Source organism: Pseudomonas sp. Marseille-Q5115 (genome assembly GCF_916618905.1).
Lineage (GTDB): Bacteria > Pseudomonadota > Gammaproteobacteria > Pseudomonadales > Pseudomonadaceae > Aquipseudomonas > Aquipseudomonas japonica_A.
Map to the genome: position 1 here is coordinate 4,615,179 of NZ_CAKAKI010000001.1, position 18,446 is coordinate 4,633,624.

Sequence of the window (18,446 nt, forward strand, 5' to 3'; positions counted from 1 at the left end):
TGGAGCCTGCATGCAGCAACACACACCCGGCCGGGGCCTAGACATGGGCGCCCTGGGCCGCAAGAAGCCGGGCCTCACCGTGGTGCCTGAAGAGGTCGCCATCGACGTCGCCGGGCTCAACTTGTATTACGGGCGTCAGCAGGCCCTGTTCGATGTGGCCTTGAGCATTCCTCAGCGGCGTGTGACCTCCTTCATCGGGCCTTCGGGTTGCGGCAAGTCAACGTTGTTGCGCACGTTCAATCGCATGAACGACTTGGTGGATGATTGCCGGGTGGAAGGCGCGGTCAAGGTGTACGGCGATGATATCTATCGCCGGGGCCTGGATGTCGCCGAGCTTCGTCGGCGGGTGGGGATGGTGTTCCAGAAGCCCAACCCCTTCCCCAAGACCATCTACGAGAACGTGGTGTATGGCCTGCGTATCCAGGGCGTGAAGAAGAAGCGCGTGCTCGACGATGCGGTGGAGTGGGCCCTGCACGGCGCCGCACTGTGGGATGAGGTGAAGGACCGCTTGCATGAGTCGGCGCTGGGCTTGTCGGGTGGCCAACAGCAGCGCCTGGTGATCGCGCGCACCATTGCGGTAGAACCGGCGGTGTTGTTGCTCGACGAACCGTGCTCGGCGCTCGACCCGATTTCCACGCTCAAGGTGGAGGAGCTCATCTACGAACTCAAAACCCGGTTCACCATCGTGATCGTGACCCACAACATGCAACAGGCTGCCCGCGTATCGGATTACACCGCATTCATGCACATGGGCAGGCTGGTCGAGTTCGGCGACACCGATCGCATGTTTACCAACCCCAAGAAGAGGCAGACCGAAGACTACATCACCGGTCGCTATGGCTGATCGAGCCGCCGCACCCGTACGCACCCACGCTGTCGCCAACCACCACCGGTATCCAGGAGCCTGACCCATGATTGATAAAATGAGCCTGAATCATCACATTTCACAACAGTTCAATGCCGAGTTGGAAGAAGTGCGCAGCCACTTGCTGGCCATGGGTGGGCTTGTGGAAAAGCAGGTCAACGATGCCGTAAGCGCGCTCATCGAGGCCGACTCCGGCCTCGCCCAGCAAGTACGTGACCTGGATGATGAAATCAACCAGATGGAGCGCAACATCGACGAGGAATGCCTGCGCATTCTGGCCCGCCGCCAACCTGCAGCCTCGGATCTACGCCTGATCATCAGTATTTCCAAGTCGGTGATCGACCTGGAGCGCATCGGGGACGAGTCCACCAAGATCGCCAGGCGGGCTATTCAGTTATGCGAGGAAGGCGAGTCGCCTCGTGGCTACGTGGAAGTGCGGCACATTGGCGACCAGGTATTGAAAATGGTGCGTGACGCGCTGGATGCGTTCGCCCGCTTCGATGCAGACCTGGCGCTGTCCGTGGCGCAGTACGACAAGACCATCGACCGGGAATACAAAACTGCCCTGCGCGAGCTGGTCACCTACATGATGGAAGACCCGCGCTCCATCTCCCGGGTACTCAATGTGATCTGGGCGTTGCGCTCGCTGGAACGGATTGGTGACCATGCGCGTAATATCGCCGAGCTGGTGATCTACCTGGTTCAGGGCACCGATGTTCGCCACCTTGGGCTCGAACGCATGAAAGAAGAAGTTCGCCGTAACGCCGAACGCGCTAATGTTTCTCCACGGGCTGACGATAAGTAGGTTTGCCCGAGTATCGACGCCCGGCCTCTGCCGGGCGTTTTCGTTCATACTGGCAGCAGATTTTTTGGCGTCCGCCTGGCGGGTGCGAGGTCCGGGTAGGTGTGGCCACGGTGGCGCACGCTATGCTGTCCGGATGAATTTCAGGAGTCCTTAATGGCCAAGGTCAGTGTTCTGGTAGTGGATGACGCGCCTTTCATCCGCGATCTGGTAAAAAAATGTTTGCGCAATGCCTTTCCCGGCATGCAGATCGAGGATGCCGTCAACGGCCGCAAGGCTCAGGCGATGTTGGCCAAGGACCCCTTCGATCTGATCCTTTGCGACTGGGAAATGCCTGAGATGACCGGCCTGGAATTACTGACCTGGTGCCGGGAGCAAGAGAGCACCAAGACAGTTCCTTTCATCATGGTGACCAGCCGGGGTGATAAAGAGAACGTTATCCAGGCGATCCAGGCAGGTGTTTCCGACTATGTCGGCAAGCCGTTCACCAATGAGCAGTTGCTCACCAAGGTAAAGAAAGCCCTCCACCGGGCCGGCAAGCTGGACGCCTTGATGAGCGGGCCTGGGTCGCGCCCGAATGCTTCGGCGTTTGCCAACGATTCGCTGGCGGCGCTTACCAGCAACCGGCCGGAAGGCGCTGCTGCAGCGGCACCGGCCGCCCCTGCAGCTGCCAGGCCAGCGCCCGCGACGGCACCAACCCCGGCGGCACGCCCGGCGGCGGCGTCCGTGGGCGGGCGCGGGCAGGGCCAGCTACGCTTGGCCAATGGCGGGAACATGGCCTGCGTGATCAAAGCCCTCAGCCTCAAGGAGGCCTTGGTGGTGGTCAAGCGTACCGATACGCTGCCCCAGGTGTTGGAGCAAGCGGTGCTCGATCTGGAGCAGGGTGATAACGAAGTGGCCCGGCTCAACGGGTACCTGCACGCCGTTGTCGCCATGGAGCCCAAGCCAGACAGCGAATGGCTGCAGCTTACGTTCCGCTTCGTGGATCAGGATGCGCAAAAACTGGATTACGTCTCGCGGCTGATTGCCCGCGGCACCGTACAGAAGCACTTCGTACCAGGCGCCTGACCCATGCGAAAAGCGGCACTGGGTTGGCTGCTCTGCGTGCCGCTACTGAGTGCTGTCAGCCAGGTTCACGCCTCTGCGATCTACAAGTTCACCGACGCCAATGGCGTGGTCAATTACACTGACCGCGTCACCCCGGGCGCCAAGCGGCTGGTTTTCCAGGACCGCATGGTGGAATCGCTGGCCGCGCAGGTTCGCCTCGATACTCGCCGCGTCGACGGCAAGGTCACCTATGAGGCCCGCAACGATCTGTACGCCCCGGTGCAGGTCGAGCTACGCCTTGGCGCTATTGGCAACGCCGCGGGCACCTTGCCCCGCAGTATTACCCGGACGGTGCCGCCACGGTCCTCGCTGGTTCTCGCAACCGTTTCACCGGCCAAGGTGGGCAAGCCGATCACAGGGCACCCGGCATTCCGTTACGCCTTGGGTGACCCTTCGACCAGCCCCCGGGCGTACCGGTACCCCTTCCCATGGCTGGGTGGTCCCTTCCGGATCAGCCAGGGCGCCAACGGGCGCTTCAGCCACACAGGCCCACGCGGGCGCTACGCTATCGACATTGCCATGCCTGAAGGCACGCCCATCGTGGCGGCGCGCGCAGGTACTGTGATCAAGGTAGAGAACAGCCAAGGGGCGCAAGGCGCCGAGGCATCGGGCAATTTCGTGCGGGTGTTGCACGATGACGGCACCATGAGCGTTTACCTCCACCTGATGCAAGGGTCGGTAGTGGTGCGCGAGGGTGACAAGGTCGCCGTGGGCTCCCCGCTGGCACGCTCTGGAAATACCGGCAACAGCACAGGGCCACACTTGCATTTCGTGGTGCAGCGCAACACCGGCCTAGGGCTGGAGTCCATCCCCTACGAGTTCGACAGGCCACTGCAGAGCCTGCCGAACTTCGCGGTAGGTAACCGTTAAGTCAGCTTCAGCACCTTGGCGAGCACGATCTTGGGGCCCTTCATTTTCTTGATGATGATGCGCAGCCCTTCCACCTCGATCACTTCTTCATCCTCGGGTACCCGCTTCAGGCTGTCATACACCAGCCCTGCGAGGGTTTCCGCCTCGATGTGGTCCAGGTCCACGCCCAGCAGCCGCTCGACCTTGAACAGCGGCGTATCGCCACGCACCAGCAGCTTGCCCGGCTGGTACGCCAGCACACCGCGCTCTGCCTTGCGGTGCTCGTCCTGGATATCGCCTACCAGAACTTCCAGTACGTCCTCCATGGTGAGGTAACCGATCACCTTGCCGTCCGCTTCCTCTACCAACGCAAAATGCGCGGCGCCGGTACGGAACTGCTCCAGCAGCTCGGCCAGGGGCATGTGCCGCGATACACGCTCCAGCGGCCGTGTGAGTTCGGTGAGGTTGAACGAGGCCGGCACGTGGTCCAGCGCCGCCAGTTCCAGCAGCAGGTCCTTGATGTGCAACAGGCCCACGAACTCGCCGCGTTCACTGTCGTACACAGGGTAACGGCTGTATTTGTGCCGCCTGAACGTTGCCAGGATTTCCTTCAGGGGTGCCCCGTGTTCGAGCACGATGAGGTCTTCCCGCGAATTGGCCCAGTCCACTACTTCCAGCTCGCCCATCTCGACGGCGGAGGCAAGAACGCGCATGCCCTGGTCGCTCGGATCCTGGCCACGGCTGGAGTGCAGGATTAGCTTGAGCTCCTCGCGGCTGTAGTGGTGTTCGTGATGGGGACCGGGCTCGCCCTGGCCGGCAATCCTCAGAATGCCGTTGGCGCTGGCGTTCAATAGCCAGATAGCCGGGTACATGGCCCAATAGAACAGATACAGCGGGACGGCCGTCCACAGCGAAAGCAATTCGGGCTTGCGAATGGCCCAGGACTTGGGCGCGAGCTCACCGACCACAATGTGCAGGTACGAGATCACGAAGAACGCGGTAAAGAACGACGCCCCTTTGATAACGTCCGCCGATTGCACGCCGACCGCCGCCAGCAGGGGCTCGAGCAAGTGTGCGAACGCCGGCTCTCCCACCCAGCCGAGGCCAAGCGAGGCGAGGGTGATACCCAACTGACAGGCCGAAAGGTAGGCGTCGAGCTGGCTATGCACCGTGCGCAGGATCTTGCCGCGCCAGCCTTCTTTTTCCGCGATGGATTCGACGCGTGTGGAGCGCAATTTCACCATGGCGAACTCGGCGGCAACGAAGAAACCGTTGAGCAGAACCAGGAATAGCGCGAAGAGGATCATGCCGAAATCGGCAAAGAGGGTAGACAGCGATAACGCAGGGGAAGGGTCCATTGGGAGACGTGTGAAATCCGTGCTGGTTAGGAGATAGCGCCTTCGAGGGCGCGAATGAAGCAATTTAGCGAGTAGAAACACGATTGGCCAGTAGCAAACCGTAGCAGGCTTCTTCCAGCTGGTTATGCAAAGGTGCTGTCGGCCGCCGTGGACGGCACCCGCAGTGCCTGCGGAAAGTGGCACGTGAACGTACTGCCCTTGCCCGGAATGCTTGTGATGTCCAGGCTACCCTTGTGGCGAAGCAGTACATGCTTGACGATAGCCAGGCCCAGGCCAGTGCCACCGGTGCTCGAGCTGCGGCTGGAGTCCACGCGATAGAACCGTTCGGTAAGCCGCGAGATATGCTTGGGCTCGATACCGATACCTGAATCCTGCACGCTCAGGTGCAGTCCGGTTTCGTCCTGCCACCAGCGTACATGCACACGGCCATTATCAGGGGTGTATTTCACGCCATTGAACACAAGGTTCGAGAACGCACTACGCAACTCTGGCTCACTGCCCTTCATCCACAGATCCGAAGGCGCTTCCAATGTCACCTGATGGTGGCGTTCGCCGGAGAGGGCGGTGGCATCGTTGACAATGCTTTGCAGCATGGCGCGCACATCCACCGGGTAGCTATCGGAGGGGTAGTCCGTAGCTTCAAGCTTGGCCAGCAGCAACAGGTCGTTGAGCAGTGTCTGCATGCGACTGCCTTGTTGCTGCATCTGCTGCAACGCCCGTAACCATCTCGGGTTCAGGTGCCCGGCATTGTCCAGCAGGGTTTCGAGGTAGCCGGTGATCACTGTCAGCGGCGTGCGCAGTTCGTGGGAGACATTGGCGATGAAGTCCTTGCGCATCTGCTCCAGCTGATGAATGCGGGTCACGTCGCGCACAACCATCAGATGTTCGTTGTTGCCGTAGCGGGTAACCATGAACTGCAGGCGCAGCCGGTCGTTCAGCGGCGACGGCATCTCCAGCGGTTCGGCGTACTGCTCCGCCTCGAAGTATTCCTTGAACCGTGGATGGCGTACCAGGTTGGTGATTGGCTGGCCGCCGTCCTGTGGGGTTTTGAGGCCCAACAATGTATCGGCCGCCGGGTTCCACCATTCAAGGTTGCCGTCACTGTCCAACATGATAACGGCGTCGCGCAAGGCTGCGGTGGACTCCTGAACGCGGTCTATCACACCCTGAAGCCGTGCCCGCGCGCGGCTATCCTTGCGCTGGAGGTTATAGATATTGTCGAACACATCGCCCCATAACCCGTTGCCTTCGGGGGGAGGTTCATCGGGCTGCTGATGGCGCAACCAGTGCTGAAGACGCAGCAGGTGGCGCAGGGTGTTGGCCAGATAGCCGCCCAGGCCTACGGCCAGGCACAGGCCGTAGTGGCCGGTCAGCAGCCCCAGGATCAGGCAGGCGCCAATCAACAGCAGCAAATGGCGCAGAAGAACGCCGTGCCAGTTTCGGTTCAATTAGCGATCAATCCTTTCGCATGCTGAGCGGCTCAGCCCTTGGTGGAAAACCGATACCCCGTTCCGCGCACGGTCTGCACCAGATTCTCGTAGGCCTCGCCCAAGGCTTTGCGCAGCCGGCGGATATGCACGTCCACCGTACGCTCCTCGACATACACGTTCCCGCCCCACACCTGATCAAGCAGCTGGCCGCGGGTGTAGGCGCGCTCCTGGTGAGTCATGAAGAACTGCAACAGGCGGTATTCGGTCGGCCCCATGTCAGCTGGTTTGCCGTCGATGGTCACTCGATGTCCGATAGGGTCGAGCAGCAGGCCACCAACTTCAATGGGCGTTTCACTGTCAGTGGCGCCCGCCCGGCGCAGCACGGCCTTGAGGCGCGCTACCAGTTCACGTGGCGAGAAAGGCTTGGTGATGTAGTCATCCGCTCCTACTTCCAGGCCCTGGATCTTGTTGTCTTCCTCACCCTTGGCGGTGAGCATGATGATGGGTGTAGCGGCGGTAAGTTCGTCCCGCTTGAGCCGACGCGCCAGTTCGATCCCCGAGGTACCTGGAAGCATCCAGTCCAGCAGGATGAGGTCTGGCTTGCGGTCCACGATCACTGCGTGCGCCTGCTGGCTGTTCTCGGCCTCGAGGCAGTCATAGCCGGCCATTTCAAGCGCGACGGCGATCATCTCGCGAATAGGCGCTTCGTCGTCGACGATGAGAATGCTTTTGCCAACCATGGTTTACCCTCGAGCCTGTCCTGGATAGTGCGCTGCATTAGATAACGGAAATATTGCAGTCACATGACAGTCAGGGGAAGGGTAGCAAGTTATGGGTGCCCCGCTGAAGCTTCAGCGTGCTTCAGATGCCCCGCTGAAGGCCACCAGGGCTAGCGCAAGGCGTAGTCCAGCACGATGCCGACGAAGATAGCCAAACCTGCCCAGTGATTATGTAGAAAGGCTTCGAAGCAGGCCATCCGCTCCCGTTTGCGGGTGTGCCAGGCTTCCCAGACAAAACATCCGACGGCAACCACGAGCCCGGCATGGAACCATCCGCCCAGCCCGAAGCGATCCCCGGTAAGCAGCAGGCATACGATAGCCAGCCCTTGAAGGATGCCGATGATCAATCGATCCGAATCGCCGAACAGGATGGCCGTGGATTTGACGCCTATGCGCAGGTCATCTTCCCTGTCCGTCATGGCGTAGTAGGTGTCATAGCCGACGGTCCACAACAGGTTTGCCAGATAAAGCCCCCAGGCGGCCGCGGGCACATGGCCTGTTTCAGCCGTGAATGCCATGGGCATGCCCCAGGAAAACGCGGCCCCCAGTACAACCTGGGGGTAGTAGGTGTAGCGCTTCATGAACGGGTAGCTTGCCGCAAGCACCAGCCCCCCCACTGACAACCACACGGTGGCGGCATTGGTACAGAGCACCAGCGCAAAACTGAGGCTCAGCAACACCGCAAAGAACACCATCGCTTCGCGCCCCCTGACTTTGCCGCTCACCAGAGGCCGCTGCTCCGTACGCCTGACGTGGCCATCGACCTTGCGATCAGCAAAATCGTTGATCACGCAGCCAGCCGCTCGCATCAGAATCACGCCCACCACGAAAACCACTACATTGCTCGCCGAAGGGCTGCCCTGGCCGGCGATCCACAGCGCCCACAAGGTTGGCCATAGCAGCAGGTAGATTCCGATGGGCTTGTCCATTCGGCTGAGCTGGATGAAGTCCCAGGCGCGTGGATGAACACGGTTCAGCGAACGAAGCAGGGCCAGGTACATCAGGGAGCCTCCGTGGAGCCGGGCAATGCGGCCCAGAATTCAGGCAGGAATACTTCGGTGACGAGAATGCCCAGCGCGGCGCGGTCGAAGCGTGACCGCCGGGCCCATGGTGCCTCACCGGTTACGTCGATGGGCAACCAGGCGGCCGGATAGCGGCCTGCTTCGATGGCCCCTCGGGTAAAGCCGCCATTCACGAACAGTAACTCGCCGAGTGAGCGCGAACCCAGCGCAGCCAGAGGAAAACCGTCTTGCTTGAGTGCCTGTTGCCCGGCCACGCTGCGTGCATACACCCATGGCCTGCCGTGGCCGCTGAGGTAGACTTCCCGTACCCAGCCCATGGCATTGGGTGGCAGGCCAAGGGCGAGGCATTCATCTTCTCGCAGCACGGCCCAGCCTTCGCTGGCAGGAACCACCGTGAAGCTGTCAGCGGAAAGCCGGGTAAGGCGGCGAGTGAGCGAGCCGGCGTCGAACAGCCAGTCTTCGAGCAGCGCATTGGCGGGTTCGATGGCGTTTGACCAGGCGAGAGGGCAAAGCGGAGCAATAGGTAGCACGGTTTCGAGGCATGGCGGTTGGCAGGCCATGAAGCTTAGCACGAACGGCCGGGCGCCCTGGCATGCCGGGCAATAGCATAACGATGAGGGCATTCAATGAAGAAGTGGCAGTGTGTGGTGTGTGGTTTCATTTATGACGAAGTCGCCGGTTGCCCGGAAGAGGGGCTGGCGCCTGGTACGCGCTGGGAAGACGTCCCTGAAGATTGGCTGTGCCCGGACTGCGGCGTAGGCAAAACCGACTTCGAAATGATCGAGATCGTTTGAAACCGCAGTTAACCCTGACGGTGGATGGCCGATAAGCCATCCGATCCGTCGGAATCAGCTCGAAGTCCCATAATAAAGCCCTTCGCACCACTGGCGCGGGTGCGCTGGGCGTGCCATTCTCGACCAGTCAGCCGTGGATAGGGGTCCACGTGCGCATTCGGCACGGGCCTACCCAGCCGGACATAAAAACAAAAAACTGCAAAGAGGCATCACTCATGCGCAAACCTGAACTCGCCCAGGCTATCGCCGACAAGGCTGATCTCACCCGGGACCAGGCTAATCACGTCCTCAACGTATTACTTGAGCAAATTACCCAGGCTGTGAACAAGGGCAATGTGACCCTCGTTGGCTTCGGGACTTTCGAAAAACGCCACCGCGGCGCCCGCACAGGCAAGAATCCGCAAACGGGCGAACCCGTGAAAATCCGAGCCAGCAACACGGTCGCTTTCAAGCCAGGCAAAGGGCTGCGCGAGAGCATCGGCTAAGCCGGCATAGCGGCCAGCACGCTTATCGACAGGCCGCGCGTTGCGGCCTGCTTTCAGAACTTGAAACCCGGCTGCCGGCCCCTAGCCCTGACCGAATTGCTGGGCGAGCTCACGTAGCAGCTGCTCGGCATCCAGCACTTTGGTAACCACCTCATTGGCTTTCTCGCGGGTGATATCAAGCCGCTCCAGCAAGGCGTCCGGGATCTCTTCCTCCACCTCGAAGCCCTTGCCACGGGCACGCAGCAAGCGCACCGCCAGGCACACAAGGTTGGCATAAGCCGAGTGCTCGCCATCATAGGTGGCGTCGTTCTGGTACTGCAGCGCAGTGACCAGCTCATCTGGCATATCCCAGTGCTTCATCAGCCAGGCACCTACCTGCTCACGGCTTATCCCGAGCAAGTGCTGCTCGACATAGGCGTGGGGCAGGTGGGGGTTTACCTCAAGGTGGCGGCACACCAGCGAAAAATGCGGCGGGAAGACGTGCGCCAGCAGCAGGTAGCCGAAGTTGTGCAACAGGCCGCCCAGGTAGGTAAGCCCGGCCTCGGGCCGCTGTGCACGCGGCATCGCGCGGGTAAGACCTTCGACTACCGCCGCGGTATAGAGCGACTGCTGCCAATAGGGCGTAGCGTGCTGGGGCTTGTCCTTGGGCAGGGTGAGGGTTTTGCCCAATGCCAGGCCAAGGGCCAGGTTGATCACCAGATCGAACCCCAGCACTCGCACGATCGCATCTTCAACGGAGCGGATCTTGCCCACGGAGCCGTAATAGGGTGAAGCCGCCCAGCTCACCACCTGCGCCGCGAGGGCTGGATCGGTTTCGACCACCCCGGTCACGTCGTCGGTGCTGGCATCCGGATCAACCCGCAGCTTGATGATTTTCTGCGCCGTAGTAGCCAGCGGCGGAATCTCGATAGTGTCTTCGAGACGCTGTTGAATGCGGCGCGCGGTGAATGCCTGCACACCCTTGGAAATCACGCTCAGCGAACCGGAGAGTGGCTGGGCCACGGGTTTGGCGACGTCTTCGCCGAAGCGGGCGGAGCTGGCATTGGCCAGCGCCTTGCGGAACTGATTCTGGTCCGTGGAAATTTCGAGCAGAATCCCGGGCTGACCGGAAGCGACCAGTACATACTCGATGTCCAGCAGCCGTTCGTCGTAAACGCAAGGTGCACTGACCGCAAGTGGTATGCCCGGCAGCTCGCCAAGGTCTGACGGGTCAAGCAAACGCTTGAGTTTTTCCAAGGGAACGGCGGTCAGGGTTCGACCATAAATTTCCGCCAGACGCGTAAGGTCCAGAAGCTGGTCCTTGCGCAGCAGCACCAGAAGCAGGCCAACCGCGTCGCCGAGCAATACAGCCTGTACCTGTCGAGCAGGGTTCAGCAGAGGCGATTCGATCACTTCCCGGTAATCGATGCTGTGAGCGCGCAACAGCTGCTGGATGGCATCGGGGGCGTGCGGTGTTGCTACTTCCAGGGCAACTTCAGTCATGGCTGTATCCGAACGTTTACAAAGCGCCAGTATACCCAGCTTCGGGAATAATGCGGGCAGATTAAGGGGATATGACCTCACACTTGGCCATATTGCTGCCCATGGCGCAGCCAGCGCTCCAACAGTGGAGTCACATGGTTCGGCCAGCGGGCGATGAGTTGCTGCGCGGCATCCCGTACCGCCGGCAGCAAATGCGCGTCCCGCATCAGGTCAGCCACCTTGAACTGTAGCAGCCCGGTTTGCCGGGTACCCAGCATTTCACCAGGCCCCCGTAGTTCCAGGTCCTTCTCTGCGATCACGAAGCCGTCGTTGGTTTCACGCATGATCCCCAGCCGCTCGCGGCCGATGAAGGACAAGGGCGGGTGGTAGAGCAGCACGCAATGGCTGGCCGTACTGCCACGGCCAACCCGCCCACGCAATTGATGCAGCTGGGCCAGGCCAAGGCGCTCTGGGTTCTCGATGATCATCAGGCTGGCATTGGGCACGTCCACCCCAACTTCGATTACCGTAGTGGCGATCAGTAGCTGCAGTTCGCCCTGTTTGAACCGGGCCATCACTTCGGCTTTTTCTGTGGGCTTCATTCGGCCGTGCACCAGGCCCACACGCAACTCACCCAAGGCGCTGGTAAGTTCCTCGAAGGTCGTTTCCGCCGCCTGGCAGGTCAGCTCTTCGGATTCCTCGATCAGTGTGCAGACCCAATACGCTTGCCGCCCCTCGGCGCAGGCGGCACGAACACGTTCGATCACCTCGATGCGGCGGCTATCCGCCACCAACACGGTGTTTACCGGCGTGCGCCCAGGTGGCAGTTCGTCCAGCACCGAAGTGTCCAGGTCGGCGTACGCGCTCATGGCCAATGTGCGAGGAATGGGGGTGGCGGTCATGATCAGCTGATGCGGGCACAGGCGCCCATCTACACCTTTTTGCCGCAGCGCCAGACGCTGCTGTACGCCGAAGCGGTGCTGTTCGTCGATGATCGCCAAGGCCAGGCGGTGGAAGCGAACCTCAGGCTGGAACAACGCATGGGTACCCACAACCATAGGCGCGCCAGCGGCAATTCGCTCCAGCGCGGCCTGACGGGTCTTGCCCTTGAGCTTGCCAGCCAACCAGGCGACTTCGATCCCCAGCGGCTCGAACCAGCGCTGAAAGTTGATGTAGTGCTGCTCGGCCAGAATCTCGGTAGGCGCCATGAGCGCGACCTGGTAACCAGCTTCTATCGCTTGCAGGGCGGCAAGGGCCGCTACCACTGTTTTACCTGCGCCTACATCGCCTTGCACCAGGCGCAACATCGGCGCGTTCTGGGACAGGTCGTAGCTGATTTCCTTTCCCACCCGCTGCTGTGCGCCGGTAGGGCTGAAGCCCAGGTTTGCCAAGTAACGGGCCGGCAAGGTGCGCGGTTCGGGAAGCGGCGGAGCCTGCTGAGCGCGCAGGCTTTCACGCAGCCGCTGTTGTGAAAGCTGATGCGTGAGCAACTCTTCGAATATCAGGCGCTCCTGCGCCCAGTGATGGCCCAGGGCGAGCTCTTCGACATCGGCATCGGCGGGCGGCTGGTGCAAATAGCGAATGGCGTCGCCCAAAGCTCCCAGCCGGTACTCGCGCGCCAGCTCCTCGGGAAGCCAGTCGGGCAGGCTGTTGGGGCCTAGCATCGCCAGGCTTTGCACGCACAGTTGACGAAGCCGTTGCTGGGTCAGGCCCTCGGTAAGCGGGTAGATGGGGGTGAGGGTTTGCTCGACGGGGGCCGGCTCGTCGCCGGTAAGGGCTCGGTATTCTGGATGGTAGATTTCCAACCCCGAGGCGCCAGGGCGAGCCTCGCCGTAACACCGCACCGGCGTGCCCCGCTTGAGTGTTTCCTTTTGGGCATTGCTGAAATGGTAGAAGCGCAGGCTGACCACGCCGGTGTCGTCGCCCAGGCGCACCAGCAGGCTGCGCCGCTTGCCCATCATCACGTCCGCGCCGCGCACCACGCCTTCGATCACTGCGTCCTGGCCAGGGCGCAGGCTACCGATCGGGATCACACGCGTGCGGTCCTGATAACGCAGGGGCAGGTGGAACAGCACATCCTGTACGGTTTCGAGCCCCACCCTGGCGAGCTTTTCCGCCATGGCTTCGCCCACCCCCTTGAGTGCCGTGACCGGCACGCCGGCAAGTTCGGTCATACCGCAGCTTTTGTGTTCGCCGCAGGTGCCTTGACCACCGAGCACAAGCGGATCGAGTCGGCGAGGATCTCGATGGCCTTGGGCCGTGGGAAGCTGGCGCGCCAGGCGATGGCAACCGTGCGGAAGGGTGCGGGCGGTGTCATGGGACGCACCTCGATGACGCCGGGGGCGTAGTGATGGCTATGCACGGCGGACAGCGGCAGTACCGATACCCCGAGCCCGGAGGCGACCATGTGGCGAATGGTCTCCAGGGAGCTGGACTCCACCGTGGTATGCCGCGCCGCGTCAGCGCCTTTGCCCAGCGTAGGGCAAGCTTCCAGCACCTGATCGCGGAAGCAATGCCCCTCGCCAAGCAGCAGCAGGCTTTTGTCGTTGAGCAAGGCGGAGTCAATGGTTTCCTTGCGGGTCCACGGATGGTCGCTGGGCATTAATACCTGGAAAGGCTCGTCGTACAACGGCAGCGTCAGCACATCGGCTTCGTTGAACGGAAGCGCAACGATCACTGCGTCGAGCTCGCCGTTGCGCAGCTTGTCGCGAAGCAAGTGCGTGAAGTTCTCTTCGATGTACAGCGGCATCTGCGGGGCAACCCGGTGCAGCTGGGGAATGAGATGCGGGAACAGATAAGGCCCAACGGTGTAGATGGCGCCCACCTTGAGGGGCGCGGTGAGCTGGTTTTTGCCTGCCTGTGCCAGTTCACGGATGCCCTGCGCCTGCTCGAGCACCTTTTGCGCCTGGGCAACGATGCTTTCCCCGACCGGGGTAAGGCGCACAGCGCTTTTACTGCGCTCGAAGATCAGTACGCCGAGTTCGTCTTCGAGTTTTTTCACCCCCACCGACAATGTGGGCTGGCTCACATGGCAGCGTTCGGCGGCGTGGCCGAAATGCTGCTCCTGGGCGAGGGTCACGATGTAACGTAATTCTGTAAGGGTCATAACGGGCGTCCATGAAGTTGCGGCCCCAGCATAGCGGCTGCAGTCGATAGACGCACGTTATCGAATACGCGACCTTGTATCAGAACCTCAGCGAGTAAGGCTGAAGTTGAAAGGGGCTTTAAGCTTGACCGTTCCGTTACTCAACTTGTCCGCCGGTGGTATTGGCAAGGGCTGCGCACGATTCACGGCTCGCAACGCCGCCCGGTCGAGCAAGCTACTCCCAGAGCTGGTGAAGATACTCGCATCCAGCACGCGACCTTGGCCGTCCATTGTGAACTCCACCATGACTTGGCCAACGGTGCCCCGGCTACGTGCGGCCGGCGGATATTCCTTGAACCGTCCTAACCGGCCTAACACCTCACTCTCCCAGCTGGGCGCTGCGTTGGCCGGCGGCGCGGGCGGTGGGGGCGGGGTGGGGGCCGGTGCCTTGGCGGGTGCCGCAGGGCTGCCTGCGCCGGTTGCTCGACCGGGGTTTCCTTGGGCGGCTCTGGCTTGGGCTGCGGCTTGGGTGGCTGCGGTTTGGGCTTTGGCTTTGGCTTGGGCACCTCGATCACCGGCTTTGGCGCTTCCACTACCTTGGGCAGCGGTGGCTCTTCCACTGGCTGCGGTGGCTGTACCACGGGCACTGGTGGCGGCAGGGGCTGTGGCTCGGGAAGCGGGGCCAGCTCCATCATCATGGCCGGGGGCGGTGGAGGGGGCGTGACGGTGCTTTTCCAGTTGAGGGCGACCAGGATCGCCACCGCGTGGATAGCCAGCACCAATGCCAGGCTACCTCCGTACCGCGCTACGTCTGGCAGGGGGCGACTCGCTGCGATCATTGCTTGCCTGCCGTCTCAAGGCCTACCAGGCCGACCTTCAAGTAGCCGGCGCCACGCAGGGCGTCCATCACCTCCATCAGGTCGCCGTAGTCCACGCCTTTGTCGGCCTGGAAGAAGATCGTTGTATCTTTCTTGCCGTGAGTGCGGGCATCCAGTACCTGGCCCAGCGTGGCACGGTCCACCGCGTCGTCACCCAGGTACAATTGCTTGTCGGCCTTCACGCTGAGGAATACCGGCTTTTCCGGCCGAGGCGCTGGCTTGGCCGTGGAGGCGGGGAGGTCGACCTTGATATCAACGGTCGCCAGCGGCGCGGCGACCATGAAGATGATGAGCAGAACCAACATCACGTCGATGAACGGCGTAACGTTGATCTCGTGGTTTTCGGCGAGCTCGTCGGCGCCTTCCTTAAGATGCAGGCCCATGATTAACCCGCTTTGACCATGGAATGCGGTTGGGTGGCACGCTCGACCGGGTGATGGTCCAGGTCCCGGCTGACCAGCAGCAATACCTGCGCGCTGGCGTCGGCAACCTGTGCCTTGTAGCCGGTGATGGAACGTGCGAACACGTTATAGATCACCACCGCGGGGATAGCCGCTACCAGGCCCAGCGCAGTCGCCAGCAACGCTTCGGCGATGCCGGGTGCGACGACCGCCAGGTTGGTGGTCTGGGTTTTGGCGATACCGATGAAGCTGTTCATGATGCCCCAAACGGTACCGAACAGGCCCACGAACGGAGCCGTGGAGCCGATGGTTGCCAATACGCCGGTGCCGCTGCTCATTTTGCGACCGCATGCGGCAACCAGGCGCTCGAGGCGGAAGCTCACGCGTTCCTTGATGCCGTCCTTGTCGCGCGCATTGGCGGACAATTGCAATTCTTCCATCGCGTCCTGCACCAGCAGGTGTGCCAACGTTCCAGGCTGATTGGTCGCATCGCCTGCCGCCTTCAACGTGGCGGCGCGCTTGAGCACTTCGATCTCGCGGCGCAGGCGGCGCTTGGCGTTAACCACCTCCAGACCCTTTGCGATCCACAGCGTCCACGTGATGATAGAGGCGATGGCGAGCCCGATCATGACGGCTTTCACCACCATATCGGCGTTTTGATACATGCCCCAGGGCGACAGGTCGTGGCCCAGGTTCAGTGCAGGGTCTTCGATATCTGGAGCGTCCTCGGCGGCCAGCGCTTGGCTGGGCGAAGCCGCCTCGACGGAAGCGGGCGCCGTGGTGGTAACCGGCGCGGCCGGGTTGGCAGGAGTGTCTGCGGAAGCGACCGGCGCAGCCAGGCTGACGATCAGCAGGGCGAAAGCGCACCAGGCGCGTGACATGCTGCGAAGCGAGGGGAGCGAAACAGAGAACTGTGTGGAATTCATGCTGGCCGAACCTGAATAATGGAGGTGGCGGTCCATGCAGGCTGATGGGCGCCGGGACAAATGGTGCGCCATTATTGCAAGTAATTCTTAATAGCAGAAGCGATTGCGTCGGATTTTTCACTCGGGCGCATCAACCGAAGCCGAGATAGAGGTGTTCATGAGCATACCCAGAGTGGTGATAGCCGGTTGCGGAGACATCGGCAGCAGGCTTGCCTTGCAACTGCAGGGCAGCGGCTGGCACCCCACGGGCGTACGCCGCAACCTGGCCAAGCTGCCCTCCGGGTTGCCCGGCCTTCAGGCGGACTTCAGCCTGGCGCCTTGCCCCGCAGGTTGGGAAACGCTCGCCCCGGACTACCTCGTTTATGCCGTGGCAGCGGACCAGCACGACGAAGCCGGGTATCGCCGGGCTTATCTGGACGGGCTTGCCAACGTGATGAGCTGGGTCAAGCAGGCCGCTCAGTCGCCAAAAAGGCTCGTATTTGTGTCCAGCAGCAGTGTGTATGGGCAGGCAGAGGGGGAGTGGGTCGATGAAACCTCGGATACCTGCCCTATCGGTTACGCCGGCCGGATCATGCTGGAAGCGGAAAGCCTTGCCGGGGCCAGCCGTATACCGGCTACCGTGGTTCGGCTCACCGGTATTTATGGCCCAGGCAGGGAGCGATTGATCAGTCAGGCCAGGCAGGGTCAATACGCGGCCGAACATCCTCCGCAATATGGCAACCGGATACATGCCGAGGATGCCGCCGGGCTTATCGCACATCTGTTGCAGGCAGACTGGGCGGGGAAAGAAATCGCGGGCTGCTACCTGGGCGTGGACGACAACCCGGCGCCGCTGCATGAAGTGCTTGCCTGGCTACGAAAGCAGTTGCAGGTTGAGGTCGCGACCGAAGCGGCCCCCATGCGTCGCACGGGTAGCAAACGTTGCAGCAATGCCCTCGCCAGAAGTACCGGGTGGGCGCCGCGTTATCCTGACTATCAGAAAGGCTACGCGGCGCTGCTTCAACAGCTCAAGGCACCTAACGCGTAAGGCGCCAGGCAATCGGGCCAGGGCGCAGGCTGGGCATCTCATCCGCGGCGGCCTGGTTTGTGGCCTGGTAGATCTCGAGCTGGTTCTTGCCCCGCTGAAGGATATAAGCCGCGCCCTGGGGGCCGCTCTGCAGCCAGATGCTATCGAAGGCGCCGCTCATGGCCGCGCAGTCACCACCCAGGCATAAGGCGTAACGGTCCATGCCTGGCAGGCCGTCGACATGGCCATCGGGCAGGAAGTGTACCTTGGCACCCAATCCTTCACCTTCGCTGACCGTCCACTCGCCGCCCATATAGGCTTCATACAGGCGGTGCTCGAAGGCGCCTCCGGGCGGGAGCTGAGGCTTGGTAGGATCTACCCGCTTGAAGGTCTGCTCGGCGGCGCTGTCGCTGGAAGCTTGCAGCAGTTCGTCGCCATCCAGGGCGAGCGATTCCGCACCGTTGCCGTAGAAGTCCACTCGCCACTCGGCCTTGTCAGTGAGCGTCAGGTTGCCTTCGGCCACTTCAAAACCATTGCTGGAGGTTGCCTTGCCGGCGGCCGAATCGATCTGCCATTCGAGCGTGGGGCCCATGCCCAGTAAAGCCTGGCGCAGGTTGCCGCCCTTGACGGCGGCTTCGATGGCGTCCTCGTTGATCCAGGTGCCGCCAGCATCGGCGGGATGGCTGGCGCAACCGCCCAGCAGCATGGCCAGGGCGGGGATCGCCAGAAACAGGGTGCGCATGGAAAGTCCTTGGAGTGTGAGGACGGCGCGCCCGTGGGGGCTGCGCCGTCACGGCCTCATTCGAGAACCAGGATGGCGTCCATTTCTACCTGGGAGCCTTTTGGCAGCGCGGCAACGCCAATCGCGGCACGGGCTGGGTAAGGCTGCTGGAAGTAGCGGCCCATCACTTCGTTGACCGTGGCGAAGTTGCTCAGGTCGGTGAGGAAGATGTTCAGTTTCACGATGTCCTTGAACGAACCTCCCGCCGCCTCGGCAACGGATTTAAGGTTCTCGAACACTTGCACGGTCTGTGCTTCGAAGCCTTCCACCAGCTCCATGGTGGCAGGATCGAGAGGGATCTGCCCCGACATGTAGACGGTGTTGCCGGCCTTGATGGCCTGGGAATAGGTGCCGATGGCGGCGGGGGCCTTGTCGCTATGGATGACGCTCTTGGTCATTGCAAACTCCTTGTTGTAG

Annotated in this window: 19 protein-coding genes and 1 pseudogene; 7 read left to right on the top strand and 13 right to left on the bottom strand. The window is 61.8% G+C overall.

Annotated features, from left to right (window positions below):
- The first annotated feature begins 10 nt into the window (after positions 1–10).
- From pstB to LG385_RS21045, 4 genes are all read left to right on the top strand, one after another.
- Positions 11–844, top strand: a complete 834-nt coding sequence (gene pstB / locus LG385_RS21030) for a phosphate ABC transporter ATP-binding protein PstB (RefSeq protein WP_225775769.1) — start codon at positions 11–13, stop codon at positions 842–844.
- Positions 845–911: 67 nt separating this feature from the next.
- Positions 912–1,670, top strand: a complete 759-nt coding sequence (gene phoU, locus LG385_RS21035; RefSeq protein ID WP_181111127.1) for a phosphate signaling complex protein PhoU — start codon at positions 912–914, stop codon at positions 1,668–1,670.
- Between the two features lie 153 nt (positions 1,671–1,823).
- On the top strand, positions 1,824–2,735 hold the full coding sequence (locus LG385_RS21040; protein WP_225775770.1) for a response regulator: 912 nt from the start codon (positions 1,824–1,826) through the stop codon (positions 2,733–2,735).
- 3 nt (positions 2,736–2,738) lie between these two features.
- The gene (locus LG385_RS21045; protein WP_225775771.1) at positions 2,739–3,644 is read left to right on the top strand and encodes a peptidoglycan DD-metalloendopeptidase family protein; all 906 of its coding nucleotides are present in this window, start codon (positions 2,739–2,741) and stop codon (positions 3,642–3,644) included.
- On the opposite strand, the gene LG385_RS21050 is transcribed toward LG385_RS21045, so the two are convergent.
- The 5 genes from LG385_RS21050 to LG385_RS21070 form a co-directional block, all read right to left on the bottom strand.
- Complete coding sequence (locus tag LG385_RS21050) at positions 3,641–4,981, bottom strand: hemolysin family protein (protein WP_225775772.1); 1,341 nt, start codon at positions 4,979–4,981, stop codon at positions 3,641–3,643. The two genes, LG385_RS21045 and LG385_RS21050, sit on opposite strands and share 4 nt — an antisense overlap.
- A 122-nt stretch (positions 4,982–5,103) precedes the next feature.
- Positions 5,104–6,429 carry a phosphate regulon sensor histidine kinase PhoR gene (gene phoR / locus LG385_RS21055; protein WP_225775773.1) on the bottom strand — a complete coding sequence of 442 codons (1,326 nt, stop codon included), beginning with the start codon at positions 6,427–6,429 and terminating at the stop codon, positions 5,104–5,106.
- Positions 6,430–6,461: 32 nt separating this feature from the next.
- On the bottom strand, positions 6,462–7,151 hold the full coding sequence (gene phoB / locus LG385_RS21060) for a phosphate regulon transcriptional regulator PhoB (protein ID WP_181111122.1): 690 nt from the start codon (positions 7,149–7,151) through the stop codon (positions 6,462–6,464).
- Between the two features lie 149 nt (positions 7,152–7,300).
- Positions 7,301–8,191 carry a 4-hydroxybenzoate octaprenyltransferase gene (gene ubiA, locus LG385_RS21065; RefSeq protein ID WP_225775774.1) on the bottom strand — a complete coding sequence of 297 codons (891 nt, stop codon included), beginning with the start codon at positions 8,189–8,191 and terminating at the stop codon, positions 7,301–7,303.
- Positions 8,191–8,772, bottom strand: a complete 582-nt coding sequence (locus LG385_RS21070) for a chorismate--pyruvate lyase family protein (protein WP_225775775.1) — start codon at positions 8,770–8,772, stop codon at positions 8,191–8,193. Before LG385_RS21070 ends, ubiA begins: the two co-directional genes overlap by 1 nt.
- A 66-nt stretch (positions 8,773–8,838) precedes the next feature.
- Here LG385_RS21070 and LG385_RS21075 point away from each other — a divergent pair, with 66 nt between their 5' ends.
- Together LG385_RS21075 and LG385_RS21080 are read left to right on the top strand one after the other, a co-directional pair.
- A complete protein-coding gene (locus LG385_RS21075) occupies positions 8,839–9,006 on the top strand; it encodes a rubredoxin (protein ID WP_181111119.1) in 168 nt (55 codons plus the stop codon).
- Positions 9,007–9,221: 215 nt separating this feature from the next.
- Entirely contained in the window at positions 9,222–9,491 is a 270-nt protein-coding gene (locus tag LG385_RS21080) for an HU family DNA-binding protein (RefSeq protein WP_181111118.1), read from the top strand.
- 81 nt (positions 9,492–9,572) lie between these two features.
- Here LG385_RS21080 and LG385_RS21085 read toward each other — a convergent pair whose 3' ends face one another.
- From LG385_RS21085 to exbB, 6 genes and pseudogenes are all read right to left on the bottom strand, one after another.
- On the bottom strand, positions 9,573–10,973 hold the full coding sequence (locus LG385_RS21085) for an aminoacyl-tRNA deacylase and HDOD domain-containing protein (protein ID WP_225775776.1): 1,401 nt from the start codon (positions 10,971–10,973) through the stop codon (positions 9,573–9,575).
- 77 nt (positions 10,974–11,050) lie between these two features.
- Complete coding sequence (gene recG, locus LG385_RS21090; protein WP_225775777.1) at positions 11,051–13,126, bottom strand: ATP-dependent DNA helicase RecG; 2,076 nt, start codon at positions 13,124–13,126, stop codon at positions 11,051–11,053.
- Positions 13,123–14,058: a hydrogen peroxide-inducible genes activator gene (locus tag LG385_RS21095; RefSeq protein ID WP_181111115.1), complete on the bottom strand. Its 936-nt coding sequence runs from the start codon at positions 14,056–14,058 to the stop codon at positions 13,123–13,125. Before LG385_RS21095 ends, recG begins: the two co-directional genes overlap by 4 nt.
- A gap of 87 nt (positions 14,059–14,145) precedes the next feature.
- Positions 14,146–14,876: pseudogene (locus LG385_RS21100) on the bottom strand (energy transducer TonB).
- Positions 14,873–15,298, bottom strand: coding sequence for a TonB system transport protein ExbD (exbD, locus tag LG385_RS21105; protein WP_181111113.1), 426 nt, complete (start codon positions 15,296–15,298; stop codon positions 14,873–14,875). Before exbD ends, LG385_RS21100 begins: the two are co-directional and overlap by 4 nt.
- 2 nt (positions 15,299–15,300) lie before the next feature.
- The gene (gene exbB / locus LG385_RS21110) at positions 15,301–16,242 is read right to left on the bottom strand and encodes a tonB-system energizer ExbB (protein WP_225775778.1); all 942 of its coding nucleotides are present in this window, start codon (positions 16,240–16,242) and stop codon (positions 15,301–15,303) included.
- A 157-nt stretch (positions 16,243–16,399) separates the two neighbouring features.
- On the opposite strand from exbB, the gene LG385_RS21115 reads away from it, so the two are divergent.
- Positions 16,400–17,269, top strand: coding sequence for an NAD-dependent epimerase/dehydratase family protein (locus tag LG385_RS21115; RefSeq protein ID WP_225775779.1), 870 nt, complete (start codon positions 16,400–16,402; stop codon positions 17,267–17,269).
- On the opposite strand, the gene LG385_RS21120 is transcribed toward LG385_RS21115, so the two are convergent.
- Together LG385_RS21120 and LG385_RS21125 are read right to left on the bottom strand one after the other, a co-directional pair.
- Positions 17,259–17,990 carry a hypothetical protein gene (locus LG385_RS21120; protein ID WP_225775780.1) on the bottom strand — a complete coding sequence of 244 codons (732 nt, stop codon included), beginning with the start codon at positions 17,988–17,990 and terminating at the stop codon, positions 17,259–17,261. The genes LG385_RS21115 and LG385_RS21120 overlap by 11 nt on opposite strands.
- 56 nt (positions 17,991–18,046) lie before the next feature.
- A complete protein-coding gene (locus LG385_RS21125) occupies positions 18,047–18,427 on the bottom strand; it encodes a RidA family protein (protein ID WP_181111109.1) in 381 nt (126 codons plus the stop codon).
- Positions 18,428–18,446 lie beyond the last annotated feature (19 nt).

Excerpts from the sequence above, each read along its gene's own strand:
- pstB (WP_225775769.1), top strand. The coding sequence starts at position 11 with ATGCAGCAACACACACCCGGCCGGGGCCTAGACATGGGCGCCCTGGGC.
- phoU (WP_181111127.1), top strand. The coding sequence starts at position 912 with ATGATTGATAAAATGAGCCTGAATCATCACATTTCACAACAGTTCAAT.
- LG385_RS21040 (WP_225775770.1), top strand. The coding sequence starts at position 1,824 with ATGGCCAAGGTCAGTGTTCTGGTAGTGGATGACGCGCCTTTCATCCGC.
- LG385_RS21045 (WP_225775771.1), top strand. The coding sequence starts at position 2,739 with ATGCGAAAAGCGGCACTGGGTTGGCTGCTCTGCGTGCCGCTACTGAGT.
- LG385_RS21050 (WP_225775772.1), bottom strand. The coding sequence starts at position 4,981 with ATGGACCCTTCCCCTGCGTTATCGCTGTCTACCCTCTTTGCCGATTTC.
- phoB (WP_181111122.1), bottom strand. The coding sequence starts at position 7,151 with ATGGTTGGCAAAAGCATTCTCATCGTCGACGACGAAGCGCCTATTCGC.
- ubiA (WP_225775774.1), bottom strand. The coding sequence starts at position 8,191 with ATGTACCTGGCCCTGCTTCGTTCGCTGAACCGTGTTCATCCACGCGCC.
- LG385_RS21070 (WP_225775775.1), bottom strand. The coding sequence starts at position 8,772 with ATGGCCTGCCAACCGCCATGCCTCGAAACCGTGCTACCTATTGCTCCG.
- LG385_RS21075 (WP_181111119.1), top strand. The coding sequence starts at position 8,839 with ATGAAGAAGTGGCAGTGTGTGGTGTGTGGTTTCATTTATGACGAAGTC.
- LG385_RS21080 (WP_181111118.1), top strand. The coding sequence starts at position 9,222 with ATGCGCAAACCTGAACTCGCCCAGGCTATCGCCGACAAGGCTGATCTC.
- LG385_RS21085 (WP_225775776.1), bottom strand. The coding sequence starts at position 10,973 with ATGACTGAAGTTGCCCTGGAAGTAGCAACACCGCACGCCCCCGATGCC.
- recG (WP_225775777.1), bottom strand. The coding sequence starts at position 13,126 with ATGACCGAACTTGCCGGCGTGCCGGTCACGGCACTCAAGGGGGTGGGC.
- LG385_RS21095 (WP_181111115.1), bottom strand. The coding sequence starts at position 14,058 with ATGACCCTTACAGAATTACGTTACATCGTGACCCTCGCCCAGGAGCAG.
- exbD (WP_181111113.1), bottom strand. The coding sequence starts at position 15,298 with ATGGGCCTGCATCTTAAGGAAGGCGCCGACGAGCTCGCCGAAAACCAC.
- exbB (WP_225775778.1), bottom strand. The coding sequence starts at position 16,242 with ATGAATTCCACACAGTTCTCTGTTTCGCTCCCCTCGCTTCGCAGCATG.
- LG385_RS21115 (WP_225775779.1), top strand. The coding sequence starts at position 16,400 with ATGAGCATACCCAGAGTGGTGATAGCCGGTTGCGGAGACATCGGCAGC.
- LG385_RS21120 (WP_225775780.1), bottom strand. The coding sequence starts at position 17,990 with ATGCGCACCCTGTTTCTGGCGATCCCCGCCCTGGCCATGCTGCTGGGC.
- LG385_RS21125 (WP_181111109.1), bottom strand. The coding sequence starts at position 18,427 with ATGACCAAGAGCGTCATCCATAGCGACAAGGCCCCCGCCGCCATCGGC.